24 protein-coding genes and 2 pseudogenes are annotated in these 25,393 nt (G+C 71.0%); 16 read left to right on the forward strand and 10 right to left on the reverse strand.

The window, feature by feature from the left end; translation table 11 throughout:
• Nucleotides 1–255: 255 nt before the first annotated feature.
• The 12 genes from ACIQRW_RS04830 to ACIQRW_RS04885 all read left to right on the forward strand — a co-directional run bounded on the left by ACIQRW_RS04830 (nucleotide 256) and on the right by ACIQRW_RS04885 (nucleotide 10,684).
• Entirely contained in the window at nucleotides 256–339 is an 84-nt protein-coding gene (locus ACIQRW_RS04830) for a putative leader peptide (RefSeq protein ID WP_316944184.1), read from the forward strand.
• A gap of 115 nt (nucleotides 340–454) precedes the next feature.
• Nucleotides 455–2,152, forward strand: coding sequence for a nitrite/sulfite reductase (locus tag ACIQRW_RS04835; RefSeq protein ID WP_403754454.1), 1,698 nt, complete (start codon nucleotides 455–457; stop codon nucleotides 2,150–2,152).
• Nucleotides 2,149–2,328, forward strand: a complete 180-nt coding sequence (locus ACIQRW_RS04840) for a hypothetical protein (protein ID WP_403754457.1) — start codon at nucleotides 2,149–2,151, stop codon at nucleotides 2,326–2,328. Before ACIQRW_RS04835 ends, ACIQRW_RS04840 begins: the two co-directional genes overlap by 4 nt.
• Nucleotides 2,325–3,041, forward strand: a complete 717-nt coding sequence (locus tag ACIQRW_RS04845) for a phosphoadenylyl-sulfate reductase (protein WP_403754460.1) — start codon at nucleotides 2,325–2,327, stop codon at nucleotides 3,039–3,041. The genes ACIQRW_RS04840 and ACIQRW_RS04845 overlap by 4 nt, the downstream gene beginning before the upstream one ends.
• Nucleotides 3,041–3,610 (forward strand): adenylyl-sulfate kinase, encoded by a 570-nt coding sequence (gene cysC, locus ACIQRW_RS04850; protein ID WP_403754463.1) that lies wholly within the window; start codon nucleotides 3,041–3,043, stop codon nucleotides 3,608–3,610. Before ACIQRW_RS04845 ends, cysC begins: the two co-directional genes overlap by 1 nt.
• Nucleotides 3,607–4,542: a sulfate adenylyltransferase subunit CysD gene (gene cysD, locus ACIQRW_RS04855; RefSeq protein ID WP_403754466.1), complete on the forward strand. Its 936-nt coding sequence runs from the start codon at nucleotides 3,607–3,609 to the stop codon at nucleotides 4,540–4,542. Before cysC ends, cysD begins: the two co-directional genes overlap by 4 nt.
• A gap of 2 nt (nucleotides 4,543–4,544) precedes the next feature.
• Nucleotides 4,545–5,891, forward strand: coding sequence for a sulfate adenylyltransferase subunit 1 (locus ACIQRW_RS04860; RefSeq protein ID WP_403754469.1), 1,347 nt, complete (start codon nucleotides 4,545–4,547; stop codon nucleotides 5,889–5,891).
• A gap of 228 nt (nucleotides 5,892–6,119) precedes the next feature.
• On the forward strand, nucleotides 6,120–7,235 hold the full coding sequence (locus tag ACIQRW_RS04865; protein ID WP_403754472.1) for an aliphatic sulfonate ABC transporter substrate-binding protein: 1,116 nt from the start codon (nucleotides 6,120–6,122) through the stop codon (nucleotides 7,233–7,235).
• Between the two features lie 48 nt (nucleotides 7,236–7,283).
• Entirely contained in the window at nucleotides 7,284–8,075 is a 792-nt protein-coding gene (locus ACIQRW_RS04870) for an ABC transporter ATP-binding protein (RefSeq protein WP_069756437.1), read from the forward strand.
• A complete protein-coding gene (locus tag ACIQRW_RS04875) occupies nucleotides 8,062–8,988 on the forward strand; it encodes an ABC transporter permease (RefSeq protein WP_403754475.1) in 927 nt (308 codons plus the stop codon). Before ACIQRW_RS04870 ends, ACIQRW_RS04875 begins: the two co-directional genes overlap by 14 nt.
• An 8-nt stretch (nucleotides 8,989–8,996) precedes the next feature.
• On the forward strand, nucleotides 8,997–9,749 hold the full coding sequence (locus tag ACIQRW_RS04880; protein WP_403754478.1) for a sirohydrochlorin chelatase: 753 nt from the start codon (nucleotides 8,997–8,999) through the stop codon (nucleotides 9,747–9,749).
• 80 nt (nucleotides 9,750–9,829) lie between these two features.
• Nucleotides 9,830–10,684 (forward strand): class I SAM-dependent methyltransferase, encoded by an 855-nt coding sequence (locus ACIQRW_RS04885; RefSeq protein WP_403754481.1) that lies wholly within the window; start codon nucleotides 9,830–9,832, stop codon nucleotides 10,682–10,684.
• An 81-nt stretch (nucleotides 10,685–10,765) separates the two neighbouring features.
• On the opposite strand, the pseudogene ACIQRW_RS04890 reads toward ACIQRW_RS04885, so the two are convergent.
• The 8 genes and pseudogenes from ACIQRW_RS04890 to ACIQRW_RS04925 all read right to left on the reverse strand — a co-directional run.
• A pseudogene (locus ACIQRW_RS04890) lies at nucleotides 10,766–11,209 on the reverse strand (disulfide bond formation protein DsbA); the annotation flags it as partial.
• 159 nt (nucleotides 11,210–11,368) lie between these two features.
• On the reverse strand, nucleotides 11,369–11,776 hold the full coding sequence (locus ACIQRW_RS04895; RefSeq protein ID WP_403754484.1) for a DUF4440 domain-containing protein: 408 nt from the start codon (nucleotides 11,774–11,776) through the stop codon (nucleotides 11,369–11,371).
• Nucleotides 11,769–12,317: a DUF1697 domain-containing protein gene (locus ACIQRW_RS04900; RefSeq protein ID WP_403754487.1), complete on the reverse strand. Its 549-nt coding sequence runs from the start codon at nucleotides 12,315–12,317 to the stop codon at nucleotides 11,769–11,771. The genes ACIQRW_RS04895 and ACIQRW_RS04900 overlap by 8 nt, the downstream gene beginning before the upstream one ends.
• A gap of 186 nt (nucleotides 12,318–12,503) precedes the next feature.
• On the reverse strand, nucleotides 12,504–13,706 hold the full coding sequence (locus ACIQRW_RS04905) for a S8 family peptidase (protein WP_403754490.1): 1,203 nt from the start codon (nucleotides 13,704–13,706) through the stop codon (nucleotides 12,504–12,506).
• Between the two features lie 566 nt (nucleotides 13,707–14,272).
• Nucleotides 14,273–15,509: pseudogene (gene mgt, locus ACIQRW_RS04910) on the reverse strand (macrolide-inactivating glycosyltransferase).
• Between the two features lie 19 nt (nucleotides 15,510–15,528).
• The gene (locus ACIQRW_RS04915) at nucleotides 15,529–16,827 is read right to left on the reverse strand and encodes an ABC transporter substrate-binding protein (protein ID WP_403754493.1); all 1,299 of its coding nucleotides are present in this window, start codon (nucleotides 16,825–16,827) and stop codon (nucleotides 15,529–15,531) included.
• Nucleotides 16,827–17,741 carry a carbohydrate ABC transporter permease gene (locus ACIQRW_RS04920; protein ID WP_403754496.1) on the reverse strand — a complete coding sequence of 305 codons (915 nt, stop codon included), beginning with the start codon at nucleotides 17,739–17,741 and terminating at the stop codon, nucleotides 16,827–16,829. Before ACIQRW_RS04920 ends, ACIQRW_RS04915 begins: the two co-directional genes overlap by 1 nt.
• Entirely contained in the window at nucleotides 17,738–18,751 is a 1,014-nt protein-coding gene (locus ACIQRW_RS04925; RefSeq protein WP_403754498.1) for a carbohydrate ABC transporter permease, read from the reverse strand. The genes ACIQRW_RS04920 and ACIQRW_RS04925 overlap by 4 nt, the downstream gene beginning before the upstream one ends.
• 142 nt (nucleotides 18,752–18,893) lie before the next feature.
• On the opposite strand from ACIQRW_RS04925, the gene ACIQRW_RS04930 reads away from it, so the two are divergent.
• From ACIQRW_RS04930 to ACIQRW_RS04940, 3 genes are read left to right on the forward strand one after another with little or no spacing between them, the layout of a single operon-like run.
• Nucleotides 18,894–19,760, forward strand: a complete 867-nt coding sequence (locus ACIQRW_RS04930; RefSeq protein ID WP_403754500.1) for a phosphotransferase enzyme family protein — start codon at nucleotides 18,894–18,896, stop codon at nucleotides 19,758–19,760.
• A gap of 24 nt (nucleotides 19,761–19,784) precedes the next feature.
• A complete protein-coding gene (locus ACIQRW_RS04935; protein WP_403754503.1) occupies nucleotides 19,785–20,297 on the forward strand; it encodes a hypothetical protein in 513 nt (170 codons plus the stop codon).
• 28 nt (nucleotides 20,298–20,325) lie between these two features.
• On the forward strand, nucleotides 20,326–20,679 hold the full coding sequence (locus ACIQRW_RS04940; protein WP_403754506.1) for a DUF4333 domain-containing protein: 354 nt from the start codon (nucleotides 20,326–20,328) through the stop codon (nucleotides 20,677–20,679).
• A 34-nt stretch (nucleotides 20,680–20,713) separates the two neighbouring features.
• Here the strand turns inward: ACIQRW_RS04940 and ACIQRW_RS04945 are convergent, their stop codons facing one another.
• Nucleotides 20,714–21,424 carry a 3'-5' exonuclease gene (locus ACIQRW_RS04945; RefSeq protein ID WP_403754509.1) on the reverse strand — a complete coding sequence of 237 codons (711 nt, stop codon included), beginning with the start codon at nucleotides 21,422–21,424 and terminating at the stop codon, nucleotides 20,714–20,716.
• A 202-nt stretch (nucleotides 21,425–21,626) separates the two neighbouring features.
• Nucleotides 21,627–22,862 carry an SAV2148 family HEPN domain-containing protein gene (locus tag ACIQRW_RS04950; protein ID WP_403754512.1) on the reverse strand — a complete coding sequence of 412 codons (1,236 nt, stop codon included), beginning with the start codon at nucleotides 22,860–22,862 and terminating at the stop codon, nucleotides 21,627–21,629.
• A gap of 394 nt (nucleotides 22,863–23,256) precedes the next feature.
• On the opposite strand from ACIQRW_RS04950, the gene glgX reads away from it, so the two are divergent.
• Nucleotides 23,257–25,386 (forward strand): glycogen debranching protein GlgX, encoded by a 2,130-nt coding sequence (gene glgX / locus ACIQRW_RS04955; protein WP_403754515.1) that lies wholly within the window; start codon nucleotides 23,257–23,259, stop codon nucleotides 25,384–25,386.
• Nucleotides 25,387–25,393: the final 7 nt, after the last annotated feature.

The following is a 25,393-nucleotide window of genomic DNA, read 5'->3' on the forward strand; positions in this document are numbered from 1 at the left end:
GCGGGGGCGGCGGCGCGCCCCCCCCCCCGCCCGCCCCGCCCCCCCCCCCCCCCCGCGCGGCGGGGGGGGGGGGGGGGGGGCGCCCGCCCCCGCCCCCCCCCCCCCCCCCCCCCCCCCCGCCAGGTGGGCGTTTTGTCACCAATGCCGATGCCGTACTCCGTGATCAGCGCCACATCGTCCCACCCTTCGAGACCCAGCCGTCCACATAGCGGATAGTGGTGGACTGCCCCGAGATGCGCGTGACACGCTTCCGTCATGTCTGGAACTGGAATTGCCTTGGTGAGTCGACGCCACGTCGACCTCTGCCGCATGTCCAGCGCCATCTGTCCGGCGAGCTGAGAGTCCCAGCACCGCCGCACCCCTCTTCCCTCTGAACAGCCCTGCGCACCGCCGCGCCTCAGCGCGAGTGTGCCGCTCAGAGCCGCCCTCCCGCAGTCCCGAAGGACGTATTGTCATGGCCGCTACCCCGGAACAGCCTGCGACCACCACGCCCCGCCGCAAGGCCGGACGCCACCGTGGCGAGGGTCAGTGGGCCGTGGGCCACCACACCCCTCTGAACGGGAACGAGCAGTTCAAGAAGGACGACGACGGTCTCAACGTACGGACACGTATTGAGACGATCTACTCCAAGCGCGGCTTCGACTCCATCGACCCGAACGACCTGCGCGGACGCATGCGCTGGTGGGGGCTGTACACCCAGCGCAAGCCCGGCATCGACGGCGGCAAGACGGCCGTGCTGGAGCCGGAGGAGCTGGACGACGAGTACTTCATGCTGCGCGTCCGCATCGACGGCGGCCGGCTGACCACGCAGCAGCTGCGGGTGATCGGGGAGATCTCCCAGGAGTTCGCGCGCGGCACCGCCGACCTCACCGACCGGCAGAACGTGCAGTACCACTGGATCCGCATCGAGGACGTGCCGGAGATCTGGCGGCGGCTCGAAGAGGTGGGCCTGTCCACCACCGAGGCCTGCGGTGACACGCCCCGCACGATCCTCGGCTCGCCCGTCGCGGGCGTCGCGGAGAACGAGATCATCGACGGCACACCCGCCATCGACGAGATCCAGCGGCGGTTCATCGGCAACCCCGACTTCTCCAACCTGCCCCGCAAGTTCAAGACGGCGATCTCCGGCTCCCCGCACCTGGACGTGGCGCACGAGATCAACGACATCGCCTTCGTCGGCGTGAACCACCCGGAGCACGGCCCCGGTTTCGACCTCTGGGTCGGCGGCGGCCTCTCCACCAACCCCAAGCTCGGGGTGCGGCTCGGCGCCTGGGTGCCGCTGGACGAGGTCCCCGACGTGTACGGCGGCGTCATCTCGATCTTCCGCGACTACGGCTACCGGCGGCTGCGCACCCGCGCCCGTCTGAAGTTCCTGGTCGCGGACTGGGGCCCGGAGAAGTTCCGCCAGATCCTTCAGGACGAGTACCTGAAGCGCGAGCTGACCGACGGCCCCGCGCCCGAGGAGCCCGCCCAGACCTGGCGCGACCACCTCGGCGTGCACCGGCAGAAGGACGGCCGTTTCTACGTCGGCTTCGCCGCGCGGGTCGGCCGGGTCGACGGCTCCACGCTCACCAAGATCGCCGAGCTGGCCGACGCGCACGGCTCCGGCCGGGTGCGGACCACCGCCGAGCAGAAGATGATCGTGCTCGACGTGGCCGAGGAGCAGGTGGAGTCCCTGGTCTCCGGACTGGAGGCGCTCGACCTCAAGGTCACCCCGTCCCCGTTCCGGCGCGGCACGATGGCCTGCACCGGCATCGAGTTCTGCAAGCTGGCGATCGTCGAGACGAAGGCGCGCGGCGCCGCTCTCATCGACGAACTGGAGCGCCGCATCCCGGAGTTCGACCACCCGATCACCATCAACATCAACGGCTGCCCGAACGCCTGCGCCCGTATCCAGGTCGCGGACATCGGCCTCAAGGGCCAGTTGATGCTGGACGAGAGCGGCAATCAGGTCGAGGGCTACCAGGTGCACCTCGGCGGGGCGCTCGGCCTGGAGGCCGGGTTCGGCCGCAAGGTGCGCGGCCTGAAGGTCACTTCGGCCGAACTGCCCGACTACGTCGAGCGGGTGCTCGGCCGCTTCCAGGAGGAGCGCGAGGACGGCGAGCGCTTCGCGACCTGGGCGGCCCGGGCCAGTGCGGAGTCGCTGTCATGAGCGAGCGAGCCGCCCCGTTCTACTGCCCTTACTGCGGCGACGAGGACCTGCGCCCCAACGAGACCGGTCACGGCGCCTGGGAATGTGCTTCCTGCAACCGTGCGTTCCAGCTGAAGTTCCTGGGTCTGCTGACCCGGGGCGTTCAGCGCAACGACGGTGAAAGGGAAGCGATATGACGGACACTCTGCTGAGCGGCGAGCTGACGGACAGCGAGCTTCGGGAGCTGGCCGAGCGGGCCGGACGGGAGCTGGAGGACGCCTCCGCGCCTACGATCCTGAAGTGGGCGACCGACACCTTCGGGCCGCGCTTCTGCGTCACCTCCTCGATGGAGGACGCCGTGGTCGCGCATCTGGCGTCGCGGGTGATGCCGGGCGTGGACGTGGTCTTCCTCGACACCGGCTACCACTTCCCGGAGACCATCGGGACCCGGGACGCGGTGGACGCGGTGATGGACGTCAACGTCATCACGATCACCCCGCGCCAGACCGTGGCCGAACAGGACGCGGAGCACGGCGAGAAGCTGCACGACCGTGACCCCGACCTGTGCTGCGCGCTGCGCAAGGTGAAGCCGTTGGAGGACGGCCTGACCGCGTACGCCGCGTGGGCGACGGGCCTGCGCCGCGACGAGTCCCCGACCCGGGCGAACACCCCGGTCGTCGGCTGGGACGCCAAGCGCCGCAAGGTGAAGGTCTCCCCCATCGCCCGCTGGACCCAGGACGACGTGGACGCCTACGTCGCCGAGCACGGGGTGCTCACCAACCCGCTGCTGATGGACGGTTACGCCTCCGTCGGCTGCGCGCCCTGCACCCGCCGGGTGCTGGAGGGCGAGGACGCACGGGCCGGCCGCTGGGCCGGGCGGGGCAAGACCGAATGCGGGCTGCACGGCTGATGACGACTGATCAGGAGACTTCGATGAGCGTGACGGAGACGGGAGCCACGATCTGGCTGACCGGTCTGCCGAGCGCGGGCAAGACCACCATCGCGTACGAGCTGGCGGGCCGGCTGCGGACCGAGGGACACCGGGTGGAGGTGCTCGACGGCGACGAGATCCGCGAGTTCCTCTCCGCGGGCCTCGGCTTCTCCCGCGAGGACCGGCACACCAACGTGGCCCGGATCGGCTTCGTCGCCGAACTGCTCGCCGCCAACGGCGTGAAGGCGCTGGTCCCCGTCATCGCCCCGTTCGCCGACAGCCGCGAGGCCGTCCGCAAGCGGCACGCCACCGAGTCCACCACCTATCTGGAGGTGCACGTCGCGACCCCCGTCGAGGTGTGCTCCGTACGCGATGTGAAGGGGCTGTACGCCAAGCAGGCGGCCGGCGAGATCAGCGGGCTCACCGGGGTCGACGACCCCTACGAGGCGCCCGAATCGCCCGACCTGCGGATCGAGTCGCACCAGCAGACCGTGCAGGAGTCCGCAGCGGCGCTCCACGCGCTGCTCACCGAGAGGGGCCTGGCGTGAGCACCGTCGCCACCGTGCCGGAAGGCACCGTCAACCCGTACGCGCTCAGCCACCTGGACTCCCTGGAGTCGGAGGCCGTCCACATCTTCCGTGAGGTGGCGGGCGAGTTCGAGCGGCCGGTGATCCTCTTCTCCGGCGGCAAGGACTCCATCGTGATGCTGCACCTGGCGCTCAAGGCGTTCGCGCCCGCGCCGGTGCCGTTCACCCTGCTGCACGTGGACACCGGACACAACTTCCCCGAGGTCCTGGAGTACCGCGACCGTACGGTGAAGAAGCACGGGCTGCGGCTGCACGTCGCCTCCGTGCAGGAGTACATCGACGCCGGAAAACTCCGCGAGCGCCCCGATGGCACCCGCAACCCGCTCCAGACGGTCCCGCTGACCGAGGCGATCCAGCAGCATCGCTTCGACGCGGTGTTCGGCGGCGGGCGGCGCGACGAGGAGAAGGCGCGCGCCAAGGAGCGGGTCTTCTCGCTGCGCGACGAGTTCTCGCAGTGGGACCCGCGCCGCCAGCGGCCCGAACTGTGGCAGCTCTACAACGGCAGGCACGCCCCCGGCGAGCACGTACGGGTCTTCCCGATCTCCAACTGGACCGAGCTGGACGTCTGGCAGTACATCGAGCGGGAGGGGATCGAGCTCCCGGAGATCTACTTCGCCCATGAGCGCGAGGTCTTCAACCGCAACGGCATGTGGCTGACCGCCGGGCACTGGGGCGGTCCCAAGGAGCACGAGTCCACCGAGACCCGACTGGTCCGCTACCGCACGGTCGGCGACATGTCCTGCACCGGTGCCGTCGACTCCGACGCCACCACGCTGGAGGGCGTGATCACCGAGATCGCCGCCTCCCGGCTCACCGAGCGGGGCGCGACCCGCGCCGACGACAAGATGTCCGAGGCCGCGATGGAAGACCGCAAGCGCGAGGGGTACTTCTAACCATGACCACGACCACCGACCAGTTCGCCGACGTGTCGGCCACCACCCTGCTGCGGTTCGCCACGGCCGGGTCGGTCGACGACGGCAAGTCCACCCTCGTGGGACGCCTGCTGCACGACTCCAAGTCGATCCTCACGGACCAGCTGGAGGCCGTCGAGCAGGCCTCGCTCAACCGCGGCCAGGAAGCGCCGGACCTGGCGCTGCTGACCGACGGGCTGCGGGCCGAGCGCGAGCAGGGCATCACCATCGACGTGGCCTACCGCTACTTCGCCACCGCCCGGCGGCGGTTCATCCTCGCGGACACCCCGGGCCATGTGCAGTACACCCGCAACATGGTGACCGGCGCCTCCACGGCGGAGCTGGCCGTGGTCCTGGTCGACGCCCGCAACGGGGTCGTCGAGCAGACCCGCCGGCACGCCGCGGTCGCCGCGCTGCTGCGCGTCCCGCACGTGGTGCTGGCCGTCAACAAGATGGACCTGGTCGACTACGCGGAGCCCGTGTTCGCCGCGATAGCCGAGGAGTTCACCGCGTACGCCGCGTCGCTCGGCGTCCCGGAGATCACCGCGATCCCGATCTCGGCGCTGGCCGGGGACAACGTGGTGGAGCCGTCCGCGCACATGGACTGGTACGGCGGGCCGACCGTCCTGGAGCACCTGGAGACGGTGCCGGTCAGCCACGACCTCACCGCCTGCCACGCGCGCTTCCCCGTGCAGTACGTGATCCGCCCGCAGAGCGCCGAGCACCCCGACTACCGCGGTTACGCCGGTCAGATCGCCGCCGGGGTGTTCCGGGTCGGCGAGACCGTCTCCGTACTCCCCTCGGGGCGCACCACCACGATCACGGGCATCGACGCGCTCGGGGAGAGCGTCGACATCGCCTGGGCCCCGCAGTCGGTGACGCTCCGGCTGGCCGACGACATCGACATCTCGCGCGGTGACCTGATCGCCCCTGCCGACGACTCCCCCGCCGTCACGAGGGACGTCGAGGCGACCGTCTGCCACGTCGCCGACCAGCCGCTCTCGGTGGGCCAGCGAGTGCTGATCAAGCACACCACCCGCACGGTCAAGGCGATCGTCAAGGACATCCCCTCCCGGCTCACCCTGGACGACCTCTCCCAGCACCCGGCACCCGGGCAGCTGGTCGCCAACGACATCGGCCGGGTCGTCGTGCGCACCGCCGAGCCGCTCGCGCTCGACGCGTACGAGGACTCCCGGCGCACCGGCTCGTTCCTGCTGATCGACCCGGCGGACGGGACGACGCTGAGCGCCGGCATGGCGGGCGCCGCGTTCGCCGCGGTCGCCGAAGCCGTCGCGCAGGCCGCCGACGACGACGCCGAGTGGGACTTCTGATGGCCACAGACTTCTTCTCCACCTTCGCGAAGGAGGGCGGGCGGGTCGGCAGCGGCGCCCTCGGCAGCGGCCAGGGCGGGGTCGGGCGATGTGCGTGATGACGTACGCGCACTGCTCGCGCGCCCTCCCGCACCGTACGTACCGCCCAAGACCTGCCGACCTCCCGGCCACGCCCCCCTGACCAGACAGCGGGACGTGAGCGCCGGGCCAACGAGAGGAAAGCCTCCCGTGCCTGCCCCCCGTTCCACCGTTCGCCGCTCCATCGCCGCCGTCGCGGCGCTGCCGCTGCTCGCCCTGGCGGCCACCGCCTGCGGCTACGGCTCCGAGGCCAAGGACGACGACACGAAGAAGGCGAACGTCTCCGCCAAGGGGAAGAAGCTCTCCTCGGACACCGTGAAGATCGGCTACTTCCCGAACCTCACGCACGCCACCGCCCTGGTCGGCATCCAGGAAGGCACCATCCAGAAGGAACTGGGCGGCACCAAGGTCGAGTCCACGACCTTCAACGCGGGCCCCTCCGAGATCGAGGCGCTGAACGCCGGGTCCATCGACATCGGCTTCATCGGCCCCTCCCCCTCCATCAACGGCTTCAGCAAGTCCCAGGGCAAGGGGCTGCGGATCATCTCCGGCTCGGCCTCCGGCGGGGTGAAGCTGGTCGTCAACCCGGACAGGATCAAGACCCCGGACGACCTCAAGGGCAAGAAGATCGCCACCCCGCAGCTCGGCAACACCCAGGACGTGGCCTTCCTCAACTGGATCTCCGAGAAGGGCTGGAAGGTCGACGCCCAGAGCGGCAAGGGCGACGTCTCGGTGGTCCGCTCGGACAACAAGGTGACACCCGACGCCTACAAGTCCGGTGATCTGGACGGCGCCTGGGTGCCCGAGCCGACCGCGTCCAAGCTGGTGTCCGAGGGCGCGAAGGTGCTCCTCGACGAGAAGGACCTGTGGCCGGACAAGAAGTTCGTGATCACGAACATCATCGTGTCGCAGAAGTTCCTCGACGAGCACCCTGATGTGGTCGAGGCGGTGCTGAAGGGTTCGGTCGCCACCAACAAGTGGATCAACGCCAACCCCGACGAGGCGAAGGCGTCCGCCAACAAGGCCCTGGAGAACCTGAGCGGCAAGCCGCTGCCCCAGGAGATCCTCGACCCGGCGTGGGAGTCCATCGAGATCACCGACGACCCGCTGGCCGCCACGCTCAAGACGCAGGCCGGGTACTCGGTGAAGTCCGGTCTGCTCAAGGAGCCGAACCTCCAGGGCATCTACGACCTGGGCCCGCTGAACAAGATCCTCAAGGCCGAGGGCAGGCCCGAGGTCGCCGACGCCGGTCTCGGCGTCAAGTAATCCCGCCCATCCGTACCAGGACGTAAGGATCCCCAGGAGGTGACGACCATGGCGACCACCACCCTCACCAAGGCCGAGGACCGTACGACGGTCGAGCACGCCGCCCGTCTCGCGCACGTCTCGAAGTCCTTCGCCGGACCCACCGGTCAGCAGCTCGTCCTGGACGACATCACGCTCGATGTCGCTCCCGGCGAGTTCGTCACCCTCCTGGGAGCCTCCGGGTGCGGAAAGTCGACGCTGCTCAATCTGGTGGCCGGACTCGACCGCCCGTCCAAGGGGTCCATCGAGACCCCCGGCGGGCGGCCGGCCCTGATGTTCCAGGAGCACGCCCTCTTCCCGTGGCTGACCGCGGGCAAGAACATCGAACTGGCCCTGCGGCTGCGCGGGGTGCCCAAGGCCGCGCGCCGCACCGAGGCGGAACGGCTGCTCGAACTCGTCCGTCTCGGCGGCGCGTACGGCAAGCGGGTGCACGAACTGTCCGGTGGTATGCGGCAGCGCGTCGCGATGGCCCGTGCCCTCGCCCAGGACAGTCAACTGCTGCTGATGGACGAGCCGTTCGCGGCGCTCGACGCCATCACCCGCGATGTGCTGCACGACGAGCTGACCCGGATCTGGCGGGAGACGAACGCCTCGGTCCTCTTCGTCACGCACAACGTGCGCGAGGCCGTACGGCTCGCCCAGCGCGTCGTGCTGCTCTCCTCCCGGCCGGGCCGGATCGCCCGGGAGTGGACGGTCGACATCGAGCAGCCCCGCCGTATCGAGGACACCGCCGTGGCGGAGCTGTCCGTCGAGATCACCGAAGAACTGCGTGGGGAGATCCGCCGACATGGCCAGCACTGACATCACGTCGAGTCGGAAGCGGCCGGACGGGGCGGCCGGACCGGTCGGCGCGAAGCCCGACGATCTGGCGGGCCTGGAGGCCGGGCTCGACGCCCTGGACGCCGTGCAGATCAACCGCACCCCGGTGCGCGAGGTCCTGCTGCGCAAGGTGCTGCCGCCGGTCCTGGCGGTGGCGCTCGTCCTGGTGATCTGGGAACTGCTGGTCCGCGCCCAGGTCACGGAGGTCTACAAGCTGCCGCCGCCGTCCGCGGTGTGGGACAGCGCGCGGGAGATGTGGCTCGCGGGCACGCTGCTGGAGGTCGTCTGGACCAGCGTCTCGCGCGGTCTGCTCGGCTTCCTCCTCGCGGTCGCCATCGGTACGCCGCTGGGGCTGGTGGTCGCCCGGGTGAAGCTGGTCCGGGCCGCGATCGGCCCGATCCTGTCCGGGCTCCAGTCACTGCCGTCGGTGGCGTGGGTGGCCCCGGCGGTGATCTGGCTCGGGCTGAACGACCAGATGATGTTCGCGGTGATCCTGCTGGGCGCGGTGCCCTCGATCGCCAACGGGCTGGTCTCCGGCGTCGACCAGGTGCCGCCGCTGTTCCTCCGGGCCGGCCGCACGCTGGGCGCGACCGGGCTGCGCGGGACCTGGCACATCGTGCTCCCGGCGGCGCTGCCCGGATATCTGGCGGGCCTCAAGCAGGGCTGGGCGTTCTCCTGGCGCTCGCTGATGGCCGCCGAGATCATCGCCTCCTCGCCCGAACTGGGTCTGGGGCTGGGGCAGTTGCTGGAGAACGGCCGTAGCAACTTCGACATGCCCGGGATCTTCCTCTCGATCCTGCTCATCCTGTTCGTCGGCATCGCGATCGACCTGCTCATCTTCAGTCCGCTGGAGCGGTGGGTCCTGCGCAGCCGCGGTCTCCTCGTCAAGAACTGAGCTCTCCCATGACGCACCCCACGCTCCTCGTCATCGCCCACGGCAGCCGCGACCCGCGGCACGCCGCGACCGTGCACGCGCTCACCGAGCGGGTCCGGGCCGAGCGGCCGGGGCTGCGTGTGGAGACCGCGTATCTGGAGTTCAACGCCCCTTCCGTGCCCCGGGTGCTGGAGCGCCTGGCCGCGGAGGGGGCGGACGAGGTCGTCGCCCTTCCGCTGCTGCTCACCCGGGCGTTCCACGCCAAGACCGACATCCCCTCGGTGCTGCGCGAGGCCCGCGCCCGGCTGCCCCGGCTGAGCATCCGGCAGGCCGGCGTGCTCGGCCCGTCCCCGCTGCTGAACGCCACGCTGGGGCGGCGGCTGCGGGAGGCCGGGATCCGTCCCGGCGACATCCCCCGGACCGGGCTCGTCCTGGCCTCGGCGGGATCCACAGACCCGGAGGCGATCGCAGTGATCGCTGAAATCGCGCGGGAGCTGCGGCACACCGGTTGGTGCGCCGTGCGGCCTGCGTTCGCCTCCGCATCCCTTCCCAGCACCGAGGAAGCCGTACGGGCGCTGCGCGCCGACGGCGTGCGCCGGGTGGCGGTCGCCCCGTACGTCATCGCGCCCGGCCGACTCCCCGACCGCATCGCGGCGGGCGCCGAGGCGGCCGGGGCCGACATGCTCGCCGATGTACTGGGGCCCGCCCCGGAATTGGCTCAGCTGCTACTGGACCGGTACGACGAGGCACGGGTGACGGTGGGGGTGTCGCTGTCGGCGTGAGCGCCGGAACCGGAGGCGTGCCGGCCGCGCATCTCATACCATCGGCCCGCAGTGACCTGTCGAGTATCACCTAGGATTTTATGCATCGCTCCGATCTCCTCGCCAAGGCTCCCTCGCTCGCGGCCGGCATGGCCGGCGCCGATCACAGCCAGGGTGACCAGCTCGTCCAGACACGCCACCGCGCCGCGCTCGTGGCGAGCTGGGACATCGTGCCCGGCTCAACCGTCCTGGAACTGGGCTGCGGTCAGGGTGACATGACCGCCGTCCTCGCAGAGGCGGTCGGGCCCGAGGGCCACGTGGTGGCCATCGACGTGGCCGACCCCTCCTACGGGTCACCGGCCACGCTCGGGGAGTCGGCGGACCGGCTCGCGGCGGGCCCTCTCGGGCCCCGCATCGACTTCCGTTTCGGCACCGACGTCCTCGACCCTTCGGTCGACTTCGCCGACAATACTTTCGACCATGTCGTGCTCGCGCACTGTTCCTGGTACTTCGCCTCGCTCGGGCAACTGCGGGACACGCTGACCCGGGTACGGCAGTGGGCGCGGCAGCTGTGGTTCACCGAGTGGGACTTGACGCCCTCGTCCGGCGACCAGCTGGCGCACCTCCTCTCCGTGCTGATCCAGGGGCAGATCGAGGCCGCCGGATCGCATGGCCAGGGCAACGTTCGCACACCCTTCTCCCGTGAGGAGCTGTTGCGGCTCCTGCCCGAGACCGGCTGGGCAGCCGAAGGCAGCAGGCCGGTCGATACCGAGGGTCTTCAGGACGGCGACTGGGAAGTCGCCGCCTGTCTCGACCTGGCCGGATCGGAGGAGCATCTTGCGTCGCTGCCCGAGCCGGTGCGTCGGCTCGTCCTCAGCCAGGCAGACGTCCTGCGGGCCGTTGCCGTGCCGGGCGGTAATCGCCCGCTCGCCGCGTATGCGGTCACCGCGCGCTGAACTGCGTCTCAGCGGTGGCGACCGAGCGGTCTCCCACCCGACGGCCTCGACCGACGTCAGCTCGCGGGCGGCCCCGGCCGGTCAGTCGTAGGAGAGGCCGCCGGACCGGGCGCGCTTGAGTTCGAAGAAGCTCGGGTGGTTCGCGAGGGCGCGGAAGCTGTCGAAGAGTGCGGCCCCCTCCGCGCCGCGCGGGATCGCGTTGAGGACCGGGCCGAACCAGACCGTGCCGTCGACGTGGATCGTCGGCGTGCCCACGTACGCGTCCTGCTCCGGGTCCTTGCCCGCGTCGTGGCCGCGGGCGACCTCGTCGTCGTACGCCGTGCAGTGCGCGGCCTCCGCCAGCTCGGGCGGCAGGCCCAGTTCGGCGAGGGAGGCGGCGACCACCGCGTCGAAGTCCTGCTCCTTGTGCTGGTGGATACGGGTGCCGAGCGCGGTGTAGAGGTCACGGAGGATTCCGTCTCCGTGGGCGGCGGCCGCGGAGACGGCCACGCGGACCGGGCCGATCGACTTGTCGACGAGCTCTTGCCCGGCTCCTCCGGCGCCGGGGTGTTGTGGCGTGCGCGGCCTGTTCCTGTTCGGCTTCGCTGCGGTGCTCCAGGGGCCGGGCCAGGAAGTGGCCGAGCGCCATCAGGGCGGGCGCCGATCAGGACGAGGAGCCCGAGGGGCGGGGAGGCGCGGAGCGGCTCAGCTCTCGGCGAGGGGTCCGGCGAAGGGGTCGCCGAGGGGATCGTCGTCGAACGGGGTCCCCTGGTGGAAGTAGAGCCGCCAGCCCTCCGGGGTCAGCCGCCACAGGGAGCTGCGGTGCGAGCGGATTCCCTTGGACTCGGTGTCGAAGGTGAGGTGCACCAGATCGGCGCAGAGCTGCGACCCCCGCATCCGGGAAGCGGTGAGCGGGCCGGGGCGCGGGGCGTCGTCCGCGGTGAGCGAGGCGATGATCGCCTCCCGGGTCCAGAGCCGGCCGCTGGTGCCGATCTCCCGGAACTCGGGGTGCAGGAGCGAGGCGAGGAGCTCGGCGGAGGCCCGTACCACCGGGTCCAGCAGGCGCAGCTCGCCCTCGATCGCCGCGGCCACGGCGGGCGTCGGCTCAGCCACGGGTCAGCTCCACGAGTTTCGCCACGGTGTTCCAGTTGCGGCTGGTGGCGGTGAGGCCCTTGACATGGCGGGGGCGTCCCAGCGCGACCGCCAGCTTGGAGCGGCCGAGCCCGTCGGGGGCGTACAGGTACAGGCAGCGGTCGCCGAGCCGGAACTCCTCCGGCAGGAAGTCCCCGGCTTCCAGGCCCGCGAAACGGTCCGCGTCCACGGGCCGGTCGAAGAAGGTGACGTGGAGCTGCTTGCCCTCCAGCTCGGTGGCGGGGAAGGGGCAGGCTTCGGCGACGGCGGCGAGATAGCCGGCGTCGCGGACGAGGCAGTCGACGGCGAAGCCGAACCGCTGGTGCAGGGCCTGCTCCAGGGCGGCGGCCAGCGCGTCCTCGTCGTCGCTCTCGCTCCGGAAGACGGCGTTGCCGCTCTGTAGATGGGTGGCGATGCCGGTGTGCCCCAGTTCGGTGAGCACGGTGCGCAGTTCGGGCATGGGGACCCTCTTGCTGCCGCTCACGTTGATCCCCCGCAGCAGCGCCGCGTACGTCGTCGTCATGGCCACTCACCCTAGGCCCTCGCACGGGGATCCGGCCGGATTGGCCGGATCGGGGGGCGGGGCCCGGCCGATCGTCGGGCCGGCCGGGAACGGCGCAGCCGCCGCGCCCCGTGGGGGAGAGCGCGGCGGCTGCTGTGCGGCGGGGGTGTGACCACCGCCGCCCGGCGTCCGGTCGGAACCGGGTTACTACTCGACGACCTTGAGGAGCTTGTTGGCCGTGCCCTCGGTGGCGTTGCTGATGGCGTCCGGGGTGGCTCCCTCGGTGAGCGCCGTGGCGACGGCCTCCGGGGTCGCGTCCGGGTTGCCCGCCAGGTAGACGGCGGCCGCGCCGACGACGTGCGGGGTGGCCATGGACGTACCGGAGATGGTGTTGGTGCCGGTGTCGCTGTCGTTCCAGGTGGACGTGATGTCCGAGCCCGGGGCGTAGATGTCGACGACCGGGCCGTAGTTGGAGAAGTCCGACTGCTCGTCGGCCTCCGTGGACGAGGCGACGGTGATCGCCTCGGGGACGCGGGAGGGCGAGCCCTGCCCGGCGTCGCTCGACTCGTTGCCGGCGGCCACACCGAAGGTGATGCCCGCGGCGATGGCCTTCTGGACGGCCTCGTCGAGGGCGGGGTCGGCGCCGCCGCCGAGGCTCATGTTGGCGACGGACGGGCCCTTGGCGTTGGCGGCGACCCAGTCGATCCCGGCGATGACCTGCTCGGTGGTACCCGAGCCGTTGTCGTCCAGGACGCGGACGCCCACGATGTTCGCCTTCTTGGCGACGCCGTGCGCGGCCCCGGCTATGGTGCCCGCCACGTGGGTGCCGTGCCCGTTGCCGTCGTCGGCGTCGTCGTCGTTGTCGACGGCGTCGAAGCCGGAGGTGGCGCGGCCCTCGAAGTCCTCGTGGGTGACGCGGACACCGGTGTCGATGACGTACGCGGTGACGCCCTCGCCGCCGGCGTCCGGGTAGGTGTAGGCGTTGTCGCCCGCGGTCTCGGTCTGGTCGATCCGATCCAGACCCCACGACGGCGGGTTGTCCTGGGTGGCGTCGATGCTGAACTTCTTGTTCTGCACCACCTTGGCGACGGCCGGGTCGGCGGCGAGGCGCTTGGCCTCGGTCTCCGAAAGGCCGCTGGCGGAGAAGCCGTTGATGCTGGAGGAGTAGTTGCGCTTGAGCTTGCCGCCGTACTCCTTCGCGAGCTCGGACTTGTCGGCCTTCTTCTCGTCCAGCATCACGATGTAGCTGCCGGACACCGCGGTCGCGGCGTCCGCGCCGTAGACCGTGCCCATGGGAGCCGGTGCGGCTCCGGCGAACGAGGTACCGAGAAGGGTGACTCCTGCGGCGGCCGCCACGGCGGTGATCGCGGCGGTCAGCTTGGTGCGACGGGTGCGCTGGTGCTTGGCCATGAAGAGGGGTCTCCTCGTCAAACTCTGTGGGGGGATTCGCCCTCGGCCGGAAGATCTCCGGGGGCTGGCTCGAAACCCTGACCGATTGACGAGCACAGATCAAGGCCTTCATGAGGGTGTGACTTGCTCAACAAGGTTTCGTAATAGGAAATCGGCCATGGCTGGTCACAACGGCCGCAGAGCGCCGACCGATGTCCGGCCCGACCGGATCGACCGGTCGGGGGCTACCCAGCGCAAGCGCGCTGCCTCGCATATCGCCTGCTCAGAGGCGTACTTGAAGCGTCGGTCACCGATCGCCCGGCCGCCGCCGGCGCGCCGCCGGGGCCTGTGGGGCGGGAGTGACCGGACGTGAAGACCCGTGAAGGTCCGTGAAGGTGTGCGCGAGAGGGGTGAACACCCGGCCCCTGGTGTGAAATCGCGAGGGCGTGCGTGCAGATGCGCCGACCGGACCCGGCGCGACAAGGGCTTCACAGAGCCGAAACACGGGCGTCCCGCCCTGGAGAACCGCTGGTCGCGGCAGTCGGGGCGGGACGGAGAACGTCCGGATAGCGCTCAGGTGGTTCCGCTCAGCGCGACAGCTCGGCCTCGATGAGGTCGGCGGCCCGCGGGGTGCCGCCCTCCCGCGCCATCTGCTCGCTCAGCCGCCTGCATCGGGCGGCCACTTCGGGGTCGTCCACCAGAGCGAGCACGGCCTCGCGAAGGCTCGCGGCGTCGGCCTCCTCCATCGGGAGGTGCCGGGCCACGCCCAGCGACTGGAGCATGTCCGCGTTGCCGAACTGGTCGACGGCCTGGGGGACGGCGACCATCGGGGTGGCGGTGGCGAGCCCCTCCTGGCTCCCGCCCGCGCCGGCGTGGGTGATGAAGGCGTCGGCCTGCTTGAGGACGGCCAGCTGCGGCACCCAGCTGCACACCTCCACGTTGCCCGGTACGTCTCCGAGTTCGGCGGGGTCGACGTGCGCGCCGATCTGGAGCACCACGTGCCAGCCGGGCAGGCTGCGAGACGCCTCGACGCACTCCCGGTAGAACGCGGGCTGCTTGGTGAAGGAGGAGCCCAGCGACACCAGCAGCACCTTCTCCGCCCCGGCCGGCCGGACCCACTCCCCCTGGTCCGCGCGGTCACCCTGACAGGCCCCGACGAAGGTGTACATCTCGCGGTTCACCCGGTCCGCGTTCGGCTGGAGAGCCTCGGGGATCAGCACGATGCCGAAGCGCGGGCGGGCCACGAAGTCGTCGCTGGGGACATGGCCGAGGCCGTTCTCGGCGAGCCAGCCGTCGAAGCGCGCGTAGTACGCCTTGCCGCGCTCGGTCTGCTTCAGCTCGGCGGTCATCGGCTCGCCGACCTCCTGCTCGTACCCGTCCCAGGGAACCAGGTTGGGCCAGAGGGAGACGGCGGGGACGCCCCAGCGGTGGGCGAGGACCCGGGCGGGGTAGGAGGTGATGTCGTGCAGGACGAGGTCGGGCTCGTCACCCGCGAAGGCCTCGGCGAGCTGCGGGAGCGCCTGGAGCGCGTCGTCGAGGAAGGGTTCGATGTTGTCGATCAGCGTGGTGCCCCAGGCTTCGGGGTCGTCGTCGGTCGGCAGGGTCGACGTGTAGATCACCGGCCGGGCACCAACGGCGGCGACCTTCTCGGCGAAGGAGGCCGGGATGGCGTAGCTGACGCGGTGTCCACGGTCGACGAGTTCGCGGATGACGTCGAGGCTCGGGTTCACATGTCCGTGGGCGGCGATGGAGAACATGGCGATGTGGGCACGCGGGGATTCCGTCATGCCGCCCACCGTAGACGAGACGAGACGTCTCGTGCAACCTGTTTCCCTGGCCGGGGTCAGCGCTGGTAGCGGGCCAGCACCCGGTTTCCGTCGTCCACCAGCCGTTTTCTCAGCTCGTCGGTGTCGATCGCGCCGCTGTAGTACTCCTGGAGGGCGGGGGTCGCCACCTTGTCCTTCCACTCGGGGTAGCCGCGCACCGACTGGGCGGGCGCCGGGCGGAGCCCCTGCGCGAGCGCGGTGCCGACGGCCCAGCCGTGCTCGCTCCCACGCAGCGACGGGTCGGCCAGGGCCTCCGTACCGGTGGGCAGCATCCAGTCGCCCCGGGCGAGGCGCACCATGTTCGGGGGGCGCAGCAGGAAGTCGATGAACGCGACGGCCTCTTTCTTGTGCGGGCTCTCCTCGGCGACCGACAGCGTCTGCGGGCTCACGCCCTGGACCGCGCCGCCCGCGCCCGCGGGCATCGGCAGAACCGTCCAGTCGAACCCCTCGGGTGCCTGCTGGATGATCTGCTGGCGGTAGGAGAAGCCGAGCGGGAGCATCGCGTACTTGCCGCCGAAGAACCCGGGGAGCGCGTCCGACCCGCCCATGCCCAGCGCGCCGCGGGCGGCGCTGCCATCGGTGTTGACCTGGTCGCGGATGGTGCCGGTCACCACACCGTCGCCCTGCTCGAAGCGCAGGACCGCCTTGCCGTCGTCGTCGCGGTGGAAGAGCTGTCCGCCGCCGGACAGTCCCAGGTTGAGGGTGACGGAGACCGGCTCCTTCAGCGGCCAGGCGACCCCGTACCGCCCCTTGCCCGTCAGCTCGTCGGTGACCTCGCGGAACTCCTCCCAGCTCCAGGGGTGCTCCGGGGTCGGAATCCGCGCACCGGACGCCTTCAGCAGCTTCGTGTTGGCGATCAGGACCCGGGGCTCCTGGAGGAAGGGCACCCCGTGGACGCCCTCGCCGAACGTGGTGGTGCGCCAGGACTGTTCGGGGATGTCGGCCTTGAGCCGGTCGGGCAGGAACGGGCGCAGGTCGGCGAGGTAGCCCCCGTACGCGAAGTCGGCCAGGTCGTCGGAGGCGTCGTGGATGACGTCGGGGGCCTCGCCGCCCTCGAAGGAGGTGAGCAGCTGGTCGTGGACGCTGTCCCAGCTGCCCTGGACGTAGTCGACCTGGACGTCGGGGTGGGCCGCGTTCCACTCCTTCACCAGTTGTCTGTTGGCGTCGACGGACTCCTTCTGCCAGGCCAGCGACTGGAACCGGAGCCGGATCGTGCCGTCCGCGTCCCGCCCGTCGTCGCCGTCGCCCGAGCAGCCGGTGAGCAGCAGGGCCAGCACGGCGACGGCGGACGCCGCCCGCCGGGCCGCGGCGCGCATCAGTTCTTCACCGCCCCGGCCGTCATCCCGCCGGTGATCCGCCGCTGGATGAGGGCGAAGAGGACGAGGGAGGGGAGCGTGGCGAGGAAGGCGGCCGCGGCGAGCGGGCCGAGGTCGGCCACTCCCTCCGCGCCGAGGAAGTGAGTGAGGACGACCGGCAAGGTCTGCTTCTCCGGGGTCTTGAGCAGGACGAGCGCGAAGAAGAACTCGTTCCATGCGGTGATGAACGCGAACAGCGCGGTGGCGACGATCCCGGGGGCGAGCAGCGGGGCCACGACCGAGACGAGCGTCCGTACCCGGCCCGCCCCGTCGACGGCGGCGGCCTCCTCCAGCTCGGTCGGCACGGCCCGTACGTATCCGGCGAGCATCCACAGCGCGAAGGGCAGCGACCACACGACGTAGACCATGATCAGCCCCCACAGGGTGTTGATCAGGTGCAGGTTCTTCAGGATCAGGAAGAGCGGGATGATCACCAGGACGAACGGGAACGCCTGGCTGACGACCACCCAGCCGGTCGCGGCGGTGGCGAGCCGGCCCCGGTGGCGGGCCATCACATAGGCCATCGGGGTGGCGATCACGACGGCGATCACGGCCGCGCCGACGGCGGCGATCAGGGAGTTGGCCGCGGCCTGGAGCAGCGGCTGCTCGTCGAAGGCCTGCCGGAAGTTGTCCAGGGTGGGCTGCTCGGGGATCCAGGTGGGGTGGAGCGAGCCCAGTTCGCGGGCGGGCTTGAAGGCGGTCGAGATCAGCCACACGAACGGGAACGCGAGGAAGACCAGGTACGCCAGGAGCGCCAGGTACTGAGCGGCCCGCGCGGACCTGCTGGTGCGCAGCCCGGTCGACTCCCGCCCCGCCGGTCCACGCCTCGCGGGCCCGGCCCCCGCCGGCTTCCGCCCCATCGGTACGGGCCTCATCGGTCCTCGCCTCCCCTGAGCCGGCCGACGAGGTGGACGGCGAGGAGCACGGAGATCACCGCGACCATCACGAAGCCCATCGCCGCGGCGTACCCGAACTGCCCGTACCGGAAGGCCTCCTCGTAGGCGAACAGCATCGGCAGCCGGGTCCGGCCGCCGGGTCCGCCGCTGGTCAGGACGTAGACCAGGGCGAAGGAGTTGAAGTTCCAGATCAGGTTGAGCGCGGAGATCGCGAGCGCGATCGGTTTCAGTGCGGGCCAGGTGACGGTACGGAAACGGCGCCACGCGCCCGCTCCGTCCAGGGCGGCCGCCTCGTGGAGTTCGCGCGGGGTGTTCTGGAGTCCGGCGAGCAGGGCAACGGTGGTCTGGGGCATGCCCGCCCAGATGCCGACGAGGATCACGGCGGGCAGCGCGGTGGCGAGGCCGGTCAGCCAGTCCCGGCCGTCGCCGAGTCCGAGGTCGCGGATGGTCTCGTTGAGGATGCCGGCGTCCGGGTTGTAGACGAGCCGCCACATGATGCCGACGACGACCTCGGGCATCGCCCAGGGGATGATCGCCAGTGCCCGGGCCAGCCAGCGCATCCGCAGGTTCTGGTTGAGCAGCAGGGCGAGGCCGAGCGCCAGGAGGAACTGCGGGACGGTGACGCCGACCGCCCAGAGCAGGCCGATCCGGAACGAGTCCCAGAACAGGGTGTCGTGCAGCAGGTCCTGGAAGTTCAGGGTGCCGATCCACTGGGTGGAGCGGGTCCGGCCGGACTGGGCGTCGGTGAAGGCGAGAGCGATGCCGTAGAGGAGCGGCCCGACGCTGAGGATCAGGATCGGGATGAGCGCGGGCAGCACCAGGAACCAGGCGGCCCGGTCCCCGAACGCCTTGCGTTCCGGACGGCCCGGCCGTCCCGGGCGGCCGGAGCCCCCGGCACGTCCGCCGCGCCCGCCCTGCCCGTCCGGTCCGTTGCGCCCGCTGTGCGGGTCGTCCGGTCCGGGCCGCTTCGTCGCGGTCACCGATGTCACGAAGTAGACCCCTTTGCCCCGTATCTCCCTGATGTACTTGAGACGGACTTCATCCCGTCCCTGCTGCCAGGGAGGCCTCCGTCATCGTGCTGACGGGTCATCGGTTCGTCAAGGTGGCCTGCGGGGATGCAAAATCGCACCCATGGACGAGATGCGAGCGCGCGAGGTGCTGACGGCCGCCGGCTTCCCCGGCGCGGCGGAGCTGCTCGCGCTGGGCGAGAACGCGGTCTTCGCCGCCGGCGACCTGGTGATCAAGGTCGGCCGGGACGCCACCGGCCACCCCGAGCTGCGCGAGCGGGCCGAGCGGGAGGTGGCCCTCGCCGACTGGCTCGCCGCGTCCGGCGTCCCGGCCGTCCGCGCGGCCGAGCGCGGGCCCCGCCTGGTCGAGGGCCACCCCGTGACGCTGTGGCACCGGCTTCCCGACCCCGTACGCCCCGCCGAGCCGCGCGACCTCGCACCGCTGCTCTCCCTGGTGCACGCGCTGCCCGCCCCGGCCGACTTCACCCTGCCGCTCCGCGAGCTGCTGGGCGGCGTGGAGCGCTGGCTGAGCCTGGCGGGAGAGGCGATCGACCCGGCGGACGCCGACTACCTCCGCGAGCGCCGCGACGGCTTCGCGGCCGCGTCCGCCGCGCTCGTTCCGCATCTGCCGCCGGGACCGATCCACGGCGACGCGCTCCCGCGCAACGTCCACGTCGGGCCCGACGGCCCGGTCCTGGTCGATCTGGAGACGTTCTCCGCCGATCTGCGCGAGCACGACCTGGTCGTTCTCGCCCTCTCCCGCGACCGCTACGGCCTCGACCCGGCCGCCTACGACGCCTTCACGTCCGCGTACGGCTGGGACGTCCGGGAGTGGGAGGGGTGCGCGGTGCTGCGCGGCGCCCGGGAGACGGCCAGCTGTGCCTGGGTCTCCCAGCACGCCCCGGCCAACCCGAAGGCGCTCGCCGAATTCCACCGCCGGGTGGCATCCCTGCGCGACGGGGACCCCGAGGTCCGCTGGTACCCCTTCTGAGCGGCCTCGGCGTAGGTTGACCTCATGGGATTCCTCGACATGCTGACCGGTACCAAGCGCCCCGAGGCCGGAGTGGCGCCGCGACCGGCTGAGGAGTTGCGGACGGCCCTGCTCGGTCTCAATGGGCCGGACGTCCCCTACATCATCGGCGACGGCGCGGCGCACGGAGCCGACCTGGTGGCGGAGTGGCGGATCGCCGAGCCCGCCTGGCAGAACTTCTTCGTCCAGTCCCAGTTGACGCACGCCATCCGGATCCGGATGCGTCTGGCCGAAGACGTCCCCGAGGTGCGTGCCGTCGAGGAGAGCTGGGAAGTCACCCGGGTCGGGAATCCTCCGCGTTTCCAGACCTCGGCGGAGTACACCCGAGGCGGGGGCAGGACCGTCTCGCGCCGGTACACGCTCCAGCGCGGGGAGAGCGGCCGCCTCAAAACGACCGAGTCGTTCAGCTTCGACAGCGCGCAACTGACGGACCCCCTGCGGAATACCACCCTGAAGTCGGGCTGGACCTGGCGCGGAGTAATCTTCGGCAAGCTCTGAGCGGCCCGCGATGCGAGAGAGAACACCCATGCCCACCATTCGTTCGACCACGGTGACGTGGAGCCTTTCGGCCATGGCCGTCGGCGCGCTGCTCGTCGGCTGCTCGGCCTCGGCCGGCGTGGGAAGTTCCGAGTCCAAGCTGTCCAAGGACAAGCTGTCGGCCACGGTCGCCGAGAAGCTCGCCGAGACGACGGGTCAGCCGGAACCGGACATCACATGCCCGGAGGACCTCGCCGGGAAGGTCGGCACCACCACCCGGTGCATTCTCACGGCGGGCGACGGCAGCACCCTGGGCGTGACGGCCACCGTCACCTCGGTCGACGGCGATCAGGTCAACTTCGACATCAAGGCGGACGACGAAGCCTCCCCCGCCGCGAACTGACGCGGAGGGGGCTCAAAGCCCCGCCCGCCCCGGCTCAGCGGCTGCGCGGAATCACCGGCCAGGACGCCTCCACCACGGCCGCCGGGTCCGAGCGGCGCAGGTAGGCCTGGAGCGAGGCCGACTGCTCGGCGGCCGCCCGGATCTGAAGGGCGTGCAGTTCGCCGGGCGGCAGGGTGCCGACGGGGCGGTGCCGCTCTCCCATCCGGCGCACCACGCGCACGGCGGCCACCGCGTCGGCGCTCGCGTCGTGGGCTCCGTCGAGGGTGACCCCGTAGTGGTCGCAGAGTGCTTGGAGGGCCCGCTTGCCCCTGCGGTACTTGTCGACGTGCTTGTCGATCACCAGCGGGTCGATGACGGGCGAGGGCGCTCCGCCGACCCGCTCGTCGACCGACGGCAGCCCGTACCTGCGGCACTCGCGGTCCAGCAGCGAGAGGTCGTAGCGGGCGTTCATCACCACCAGCGGGACGCCCGAGCGCAGCACCTCGGCGACCGCGTGGGCGATCTCCTCGACCGCCGGGGCGGCCCGCGACCCGTGCTTGCGGGCGTGGTCGGTGCCGATGCCGTGGATCGCGGAGGCCTGTTCGGGTATCGCCACCCCCGGGTCGAGCAGCCAGGTCCGCTGCTCGGCGATCGTCCCGTCCGCGTCCAGCCGGACCAGCGCGGCGGTGACAATCCGGTCGTTCTCGACGTCGGTCCCCGTCGTCTCCAGGTCGAAGCCGACCAGTGTTCCCCGGTGCCAGCTCATCCCGATACCTCCTTCGTGGTGCGCTCCCCCATGTGCTGACCACCTTCGCACGGGCCACTGACAGAGCCCCCGGGAGGTCTGCGGCACCACGGCCCGTCAGAAGACCGGGCGGGCCCGTGAGGAGAACCGGGCGGACCCGTCAGAAGACCGGGCAGGTCGGTCAGAAGACCGGGTAGGCCCGTCAGGAGACCGGACAGGTCGGTCAGGAGACCGGCCGGGAGTCCGTCCAGACCGATTCGAACTCCTCGCGGTACGTCTCGAAGAGGCCGTGCTCGCTGTCCTGCCCCGCCCGCACCACCGTCCGCCTGCCCCCGCCGCGCAGCACCAGCACGGGCGCCTCCATGCCCCGGGCCCGCCGCAGATAGGGCTGGACGACGCCCACGGCGTCCGGGCCGTCGCCGTCCACCAGGTAGGCGGTGAAGCGCGGGGTCTCGTCGAAGACCTGGATCTCGAACGCGCCCGGGTCGTGGAGCTTGGAGCGCACCCGGCGCATGTGCAGGATGTTCATCTCCACCGAACGGCTCAGCTCGCCCTTCTTGAGGCCGAGTTCCCGCTCCCGGCGGCGCACCGCGCTGCTGGCCGGGTTGATGAACAGCAGCCGGACCCGGCAGCCCGATTCGGCGAGCCGGACGAGCCGGCGGCCGGAGAAGTTCTGCACGAGCAGGTTGAGCCCTATGCCGATGGCGTCCAGCCGCCGCGCCCCGCCGAAGAGGTCCTCGGCGGGCAGCTGGCGCTGGAGCCGGACCCGGTCGGGGTGGACGGAGACCACGTCCGCGTACCGGTCGCCGACCAGCTCCTCCACCGCGTCCACCGGCAGCCGGTCCGCGGAGGGCACCCCCGCCCCGCTGCCGAGGATGTCCAGGAGCCGGGCGGAGGCGCGCTCCGCCTGGGCGAGGACCGCCTCGTTCAGCGCGCGGTTGCGGGAGACGACGTTGCGCGCGACCTCCAGCTCGTCCAGGGCCAGCTCGACGTCGCGCCGGTCGTCGAAGTACGGCTCGAAACAGGGCCAGTGCTGGACCATCAGCTCACGCAGCTGCGGCAGTGTCAGGAAGCTGAGGACGTTGTCGTCGGCCGGGTCCAGCAGATAGCCCTTGCGGCGCGAGACCTCGCGTACGGCGACGGCGCGCTGCACCCACTCCTGCCCGGCCGGTCCGGCCGCGGCCACCACCCACTCCTCGCCGTGCACCGGCTCGTAGATCGGCCGGAGCACCGCGGCGACGACGGCCCGCAGACGTTGTTCGACCAGATTCAGCCAAATATAGGCGCGTCCGGCCCGCTGGGCCCGGGTGCGCACCTCGTTCCAGGCCTCCGAGCCCCAGTCCAGCTCGGCGCCGATCTCCATGGGCTGCGCGAGGGACACCGCCCCGGGCGGGGCATCGGTCGACTCCCCCTCGTGACCTGCGTCACCTGGGGGCAGCTCGAACCCTCCCGAGCTCACCCGCGTACCGCCTTCCACTCCCCCACCCAACGATCAAGGAAGGGTACTCCGGGAGCACGATCCGACGCAGCCCGATGCGCAGGCGACTTTCTCAACTCCCCTGCATGCAAGGCTTGTTCCTTGCGGCGAGATCGGGTGGAGTGAGCGGATTCATAGTGATTAGGCCCCCTGCCCCGGGGCGGGAACCGGACGCCCACCGGGTGACGGGGTCCGGAAGCACGTCCGGGGCGGCACGGGAGTGTCCGAAGTTGACCGGTGGGGCCCGGGTCCGGCGACGGGACCCGGCCGCACCGGGCGACGTCCTAGGTGAGCACCGTGTTTTCGGGGAGTATTCGGGAAGTATCGGGCCGAGGAAAGCCACCGCACCCGGATCAGAAGTGGAAGAGTCTTCATCATGCAGGTCTGGCCGGGACACGCTTACCCCCTCGGCGCCACGTACGACGGCGCCGGCACCAACTTCGCGGTCTTCTCCGAGGCCGCCCACCGGATCGAACTGTGCCTGTTGCACGACGACGGTTCGGAGACGGCGGTGGAGCTCCGCGAGACGGACGCCTTCGTGCGCCACGCCTATCTGCCCGGGGTGATGCCGGGTCAGCGGTACGGCTTCCGGGTGCACGGCCCCTACGAACCCCAGCGCGGGCAGCGGTGCAACTCCGCGAAGCTGCTGCTGGACCCGTACGCCCGTGCGGTGGCCGGAAAGATCCAGTGGGGCGAGGAGGTGTACGGCTATCCGTTCGGCAGGCCGGACGCCCGCAACGACCTCGACTCGGCCCCGCACACCATGAGCTCGGTGGTGGTCAACCCGTACTTCGACTGGGGCGACGACCGCCGCCCCCGGACGGACTACCACCGCACGGTGATCTACGAGGCCCATGTGAAGGGCCTGACGATGCTGCACCCGGGGCTCCCGCCCGAGCTGCGCGGCACGTACGCGGGCCTCGCGCACCCGGAGGTGATCGCCCATCTGACCGAACTGGGCGTCACCGCCATCGAGCTGATGCCCGTTCACCAGTTCGTGCAGGATCACCGGCTTTCGGACATGGGGCTCGCCAACTACTGGGGCTACAACACCATCGGCTTCTTCGCCCCTCACAACACGTACGCGTCCTGGGGCGACCGCGGCGAACAGGTGCTGGAGTTCAAACAGGCGGTGAAGGCGCTGCACCAGGCGGGCATCGAGGTCATCCTCGACGTGGTCTACAACCACACGGCCGAGGGCAACCACCTCGGGCCGACGCTCTCCTTCCGCGGCCTCGACAACGCCTCCTACTACCGGCTCACCGACGACCAGCGCTACTACATGGACACCACGGGCACCGGGAACTCCCTGCTCATGCGGTCCCCGCACGTCCTCCAGATGATCATGGACTCGCTGCGGTACTGGGTGACCGAGATGCATGTGGACGGCTTCCGCTTCGACCTCGCGGCGACGCTCGCCCGTCAGTTCCACGAGGTGGACCGGCTCTCCTCGTTCTTCGACCTGGTGCAGCAGGACCCCGTGGTCAGCCAGGTGAAGCTGATCGCCGAGCCGTGGGACGTCGGCGAGGGCGGCTACCAGGTGGGCAACTTCCCGCCGCTGTGGACCGAGTGGAACGGCAAGTACCGCGACACGGTCCGCGATCTGTGGCGGGGCGAGCCGCGCACCCTGGCTGAGTTCGCCGGGCGGCTCACCGGCTCCTCCGACCTCTACCAGGACGACGGCCGCCGCCCGCTCGCCTCGATCAACTTCACCACCTGCCACGACGGCTTCACCCTGCACGACCTCGTCTCGTACAACGACAAGCGCAACGACGCCAACGGGGAGGACAACCGGGACGGCGAGAGCCACAACCGGTCCTGGAACTGCGGCGCGGAGGGCGAGAGTGACGACCCGGAGGTCCTGGAGCTGCGGGCCCGTCAGATGCGGAACTTCATCGCCACGCTGATGCTCTCGCAGGGTGTGCCGATGCTGAGCCACGGCGACGAGTTCGCCCGCACGCAGAACGGCAACAACAACGCCTACTGCCAGGACAACGAGCTGGCCTGGGTGCACTGGCCCGATCCGGACGAGAAGGCCGGCGCCCCCGCCTCGACGCTGCTGGAGTTCACCCGGGCCATGGTGTGGCTGCGCCGCGACCACCCCGTCTTCCGGCGCCGCCGCTTCTTCCACGGACGGCCGATGGAGGGCACCCACGACGAGCTCTCCGACATCGCCTGGTTCACCCCCGAGGGCGAGGAGATGACGCAGCAGGACTGGCAGGCGGCCCACGCCAAGGCGATGACCGTGTTCCTGAACGGGCACGCGATCTCGGAGCCGGGGCCGCGCGGCGAGCGGATCTCCGACGACTCGTTCCTGCTGATGTTCAACGCGAGCGCCGAGACGCTGGAGTTCGCCGTCCCGGTCGGCCACGGGGAGCAGTGGCAGGTCGTCGTCGACACCGCGCGGCCGGACGGGGTGGAGCCGGGGGCTGGACCGAAGGTCGCCGAGGGCGAACGGGTCACGCTGATCGGGCGCAGCCTGACCGTGCTGAAGCGGCCCGCCTGAGGCCCGG

Source organism: Streptomyces sp. NPDC091287 (assembly GCF_044768525.1).
Lineage (GTDB): Bacteria > Actinomycetota > Actinomycetes > Streptomycetales > Streptomycetaceae > Streptomyces.

Coding starts and splice junctions, on each gene's coding strand:
- ACIQRW_RS04830 (WP_316944184.1), top strand. CDS start 256: ATGTCTGGAACTGGAATTGCCTTGGTGAGTCGACGCCACGTCGACCTC.
- ACIQRW_RS04835 (WP_403754454.1), top strand. CDS start 455: ATGGCCGCTACCCCGGAACAGCCTGCGACCACCACGCCCCGCCGCAAG.
- ACIQRW_RS04840 (WP_403754457.1), top strand. CDS start 2,149: ATGAGCGAGCGAGCCGCCCCGTTCTACTGCCCTTACTGCGGCGACGAG.
- ACIQRW_RS04845 (WP_403754460.1), top strand. CDS start 2,325: ATGACGGACACTCTGCTGAGCGGCGAGCTGACGGACAGCGAGCTTCGG.
- cysC (WP_403754463.1), top strand. CDS start 3,041: ATGACGACTGATCAGGAGACTTCGATGAGCGTGACGGAGACGGGAGCC.
- ACIQRW_RS04860 (WP_403754469.1), top strand. CDS start 4,545: ATGACCACGACCACCGACCAGTTCGCCGACGTGTCGGCCACCACCCTG.
- ACIQRW_RS04870 (WP_069756437.1), top strand. CDS start 7,284: ATGGCGACCACCACCCTCACCAAGGCCGAGGACCGTACGACGGTCGAG.
- ACIQRW_RS04875 (WP_403754475.1), top strand. CDS start 8,062: ATGGCCAGCACTGACATCACGTCGAGTCGGAAGCGGCCGGACGGGGCG.
- ACIQRW_RS04880 (WP_403754478.1), top strand. CDS start 8,997: ATGACGCACCCCACGCTCCTCGTCATCGCCCACGGCAGCCGCGACCCG.
- ACIQRW_RS04885 (WP_403754481.1), top strand. CDS start 9,830: ATGCATCGCTCCGATCTCCTCGCCAAGGCTCCCTCGCTCGCGGCCGGC.
- ACIQRW_RS04900 (WP_403754487.1), bottom strand. CDS start 12,317: ATGACGACGACGTACGCGGCGCTGCTGCGGGGGATCAACGTGAGCGGC.
- ACIQRW_RS04905 (WP_403754490.1), bottom strand. CDS start 13,706: ATGGCCAAGCACCAGCGCACCCGTCGCACCAAGCTGACCGCCGCGATC.
- ACIQRW_RS04915 (WP_403754493.1), bottom strand. CDS start 16,827: ATGCGCGCCGCGGCCCGGCGGGCGGCGTCCGCCGTCGCCGTGCTGGCC.
- ACIQRW_RS04920 (WP_403754496.1), bottom strand. CDS start 17,741: ATGAGGCCCGTACCGATGGGGCGGAAGCCGGCGGGGGCCGGGCCCGCG.
- ACIQRW_RS04930 (WP_403754500.1), top strand. CDS start 18,894: ATGGACGAGATGCGAGCGCGCGAGGTGCTGACGGCCGCCGGCTTCCCC.
- ACIQRW_RS04935 (WP_403754503.1), top strand. CDS start 19,785: ATGGGATTCCTCGACATGCTGACCGGTACCAAGCGCCCCGAGGCCGGA.
- ACIQRW_RS04940 (WP_403754506.1), top strand. CDS start 20,326: ATGCCCACCATTCGTTCGACCACGGTGACGTGGAGCCTTTCGGCCATG.
- ACIQRW_RS04945 (WP_403754509.1), bottom strand. CDS start 21,424: ATGAGCTGGCACCGGGGAACACTGGTCGGCTTCGACCTGGAGACGACG.
- glgX (WP_403754515.1), top strand. CDS start 23,257: ATGCAGGTCTGGCCGGGACACGCTTACCCCCTCGGCGCCACGTACGAC.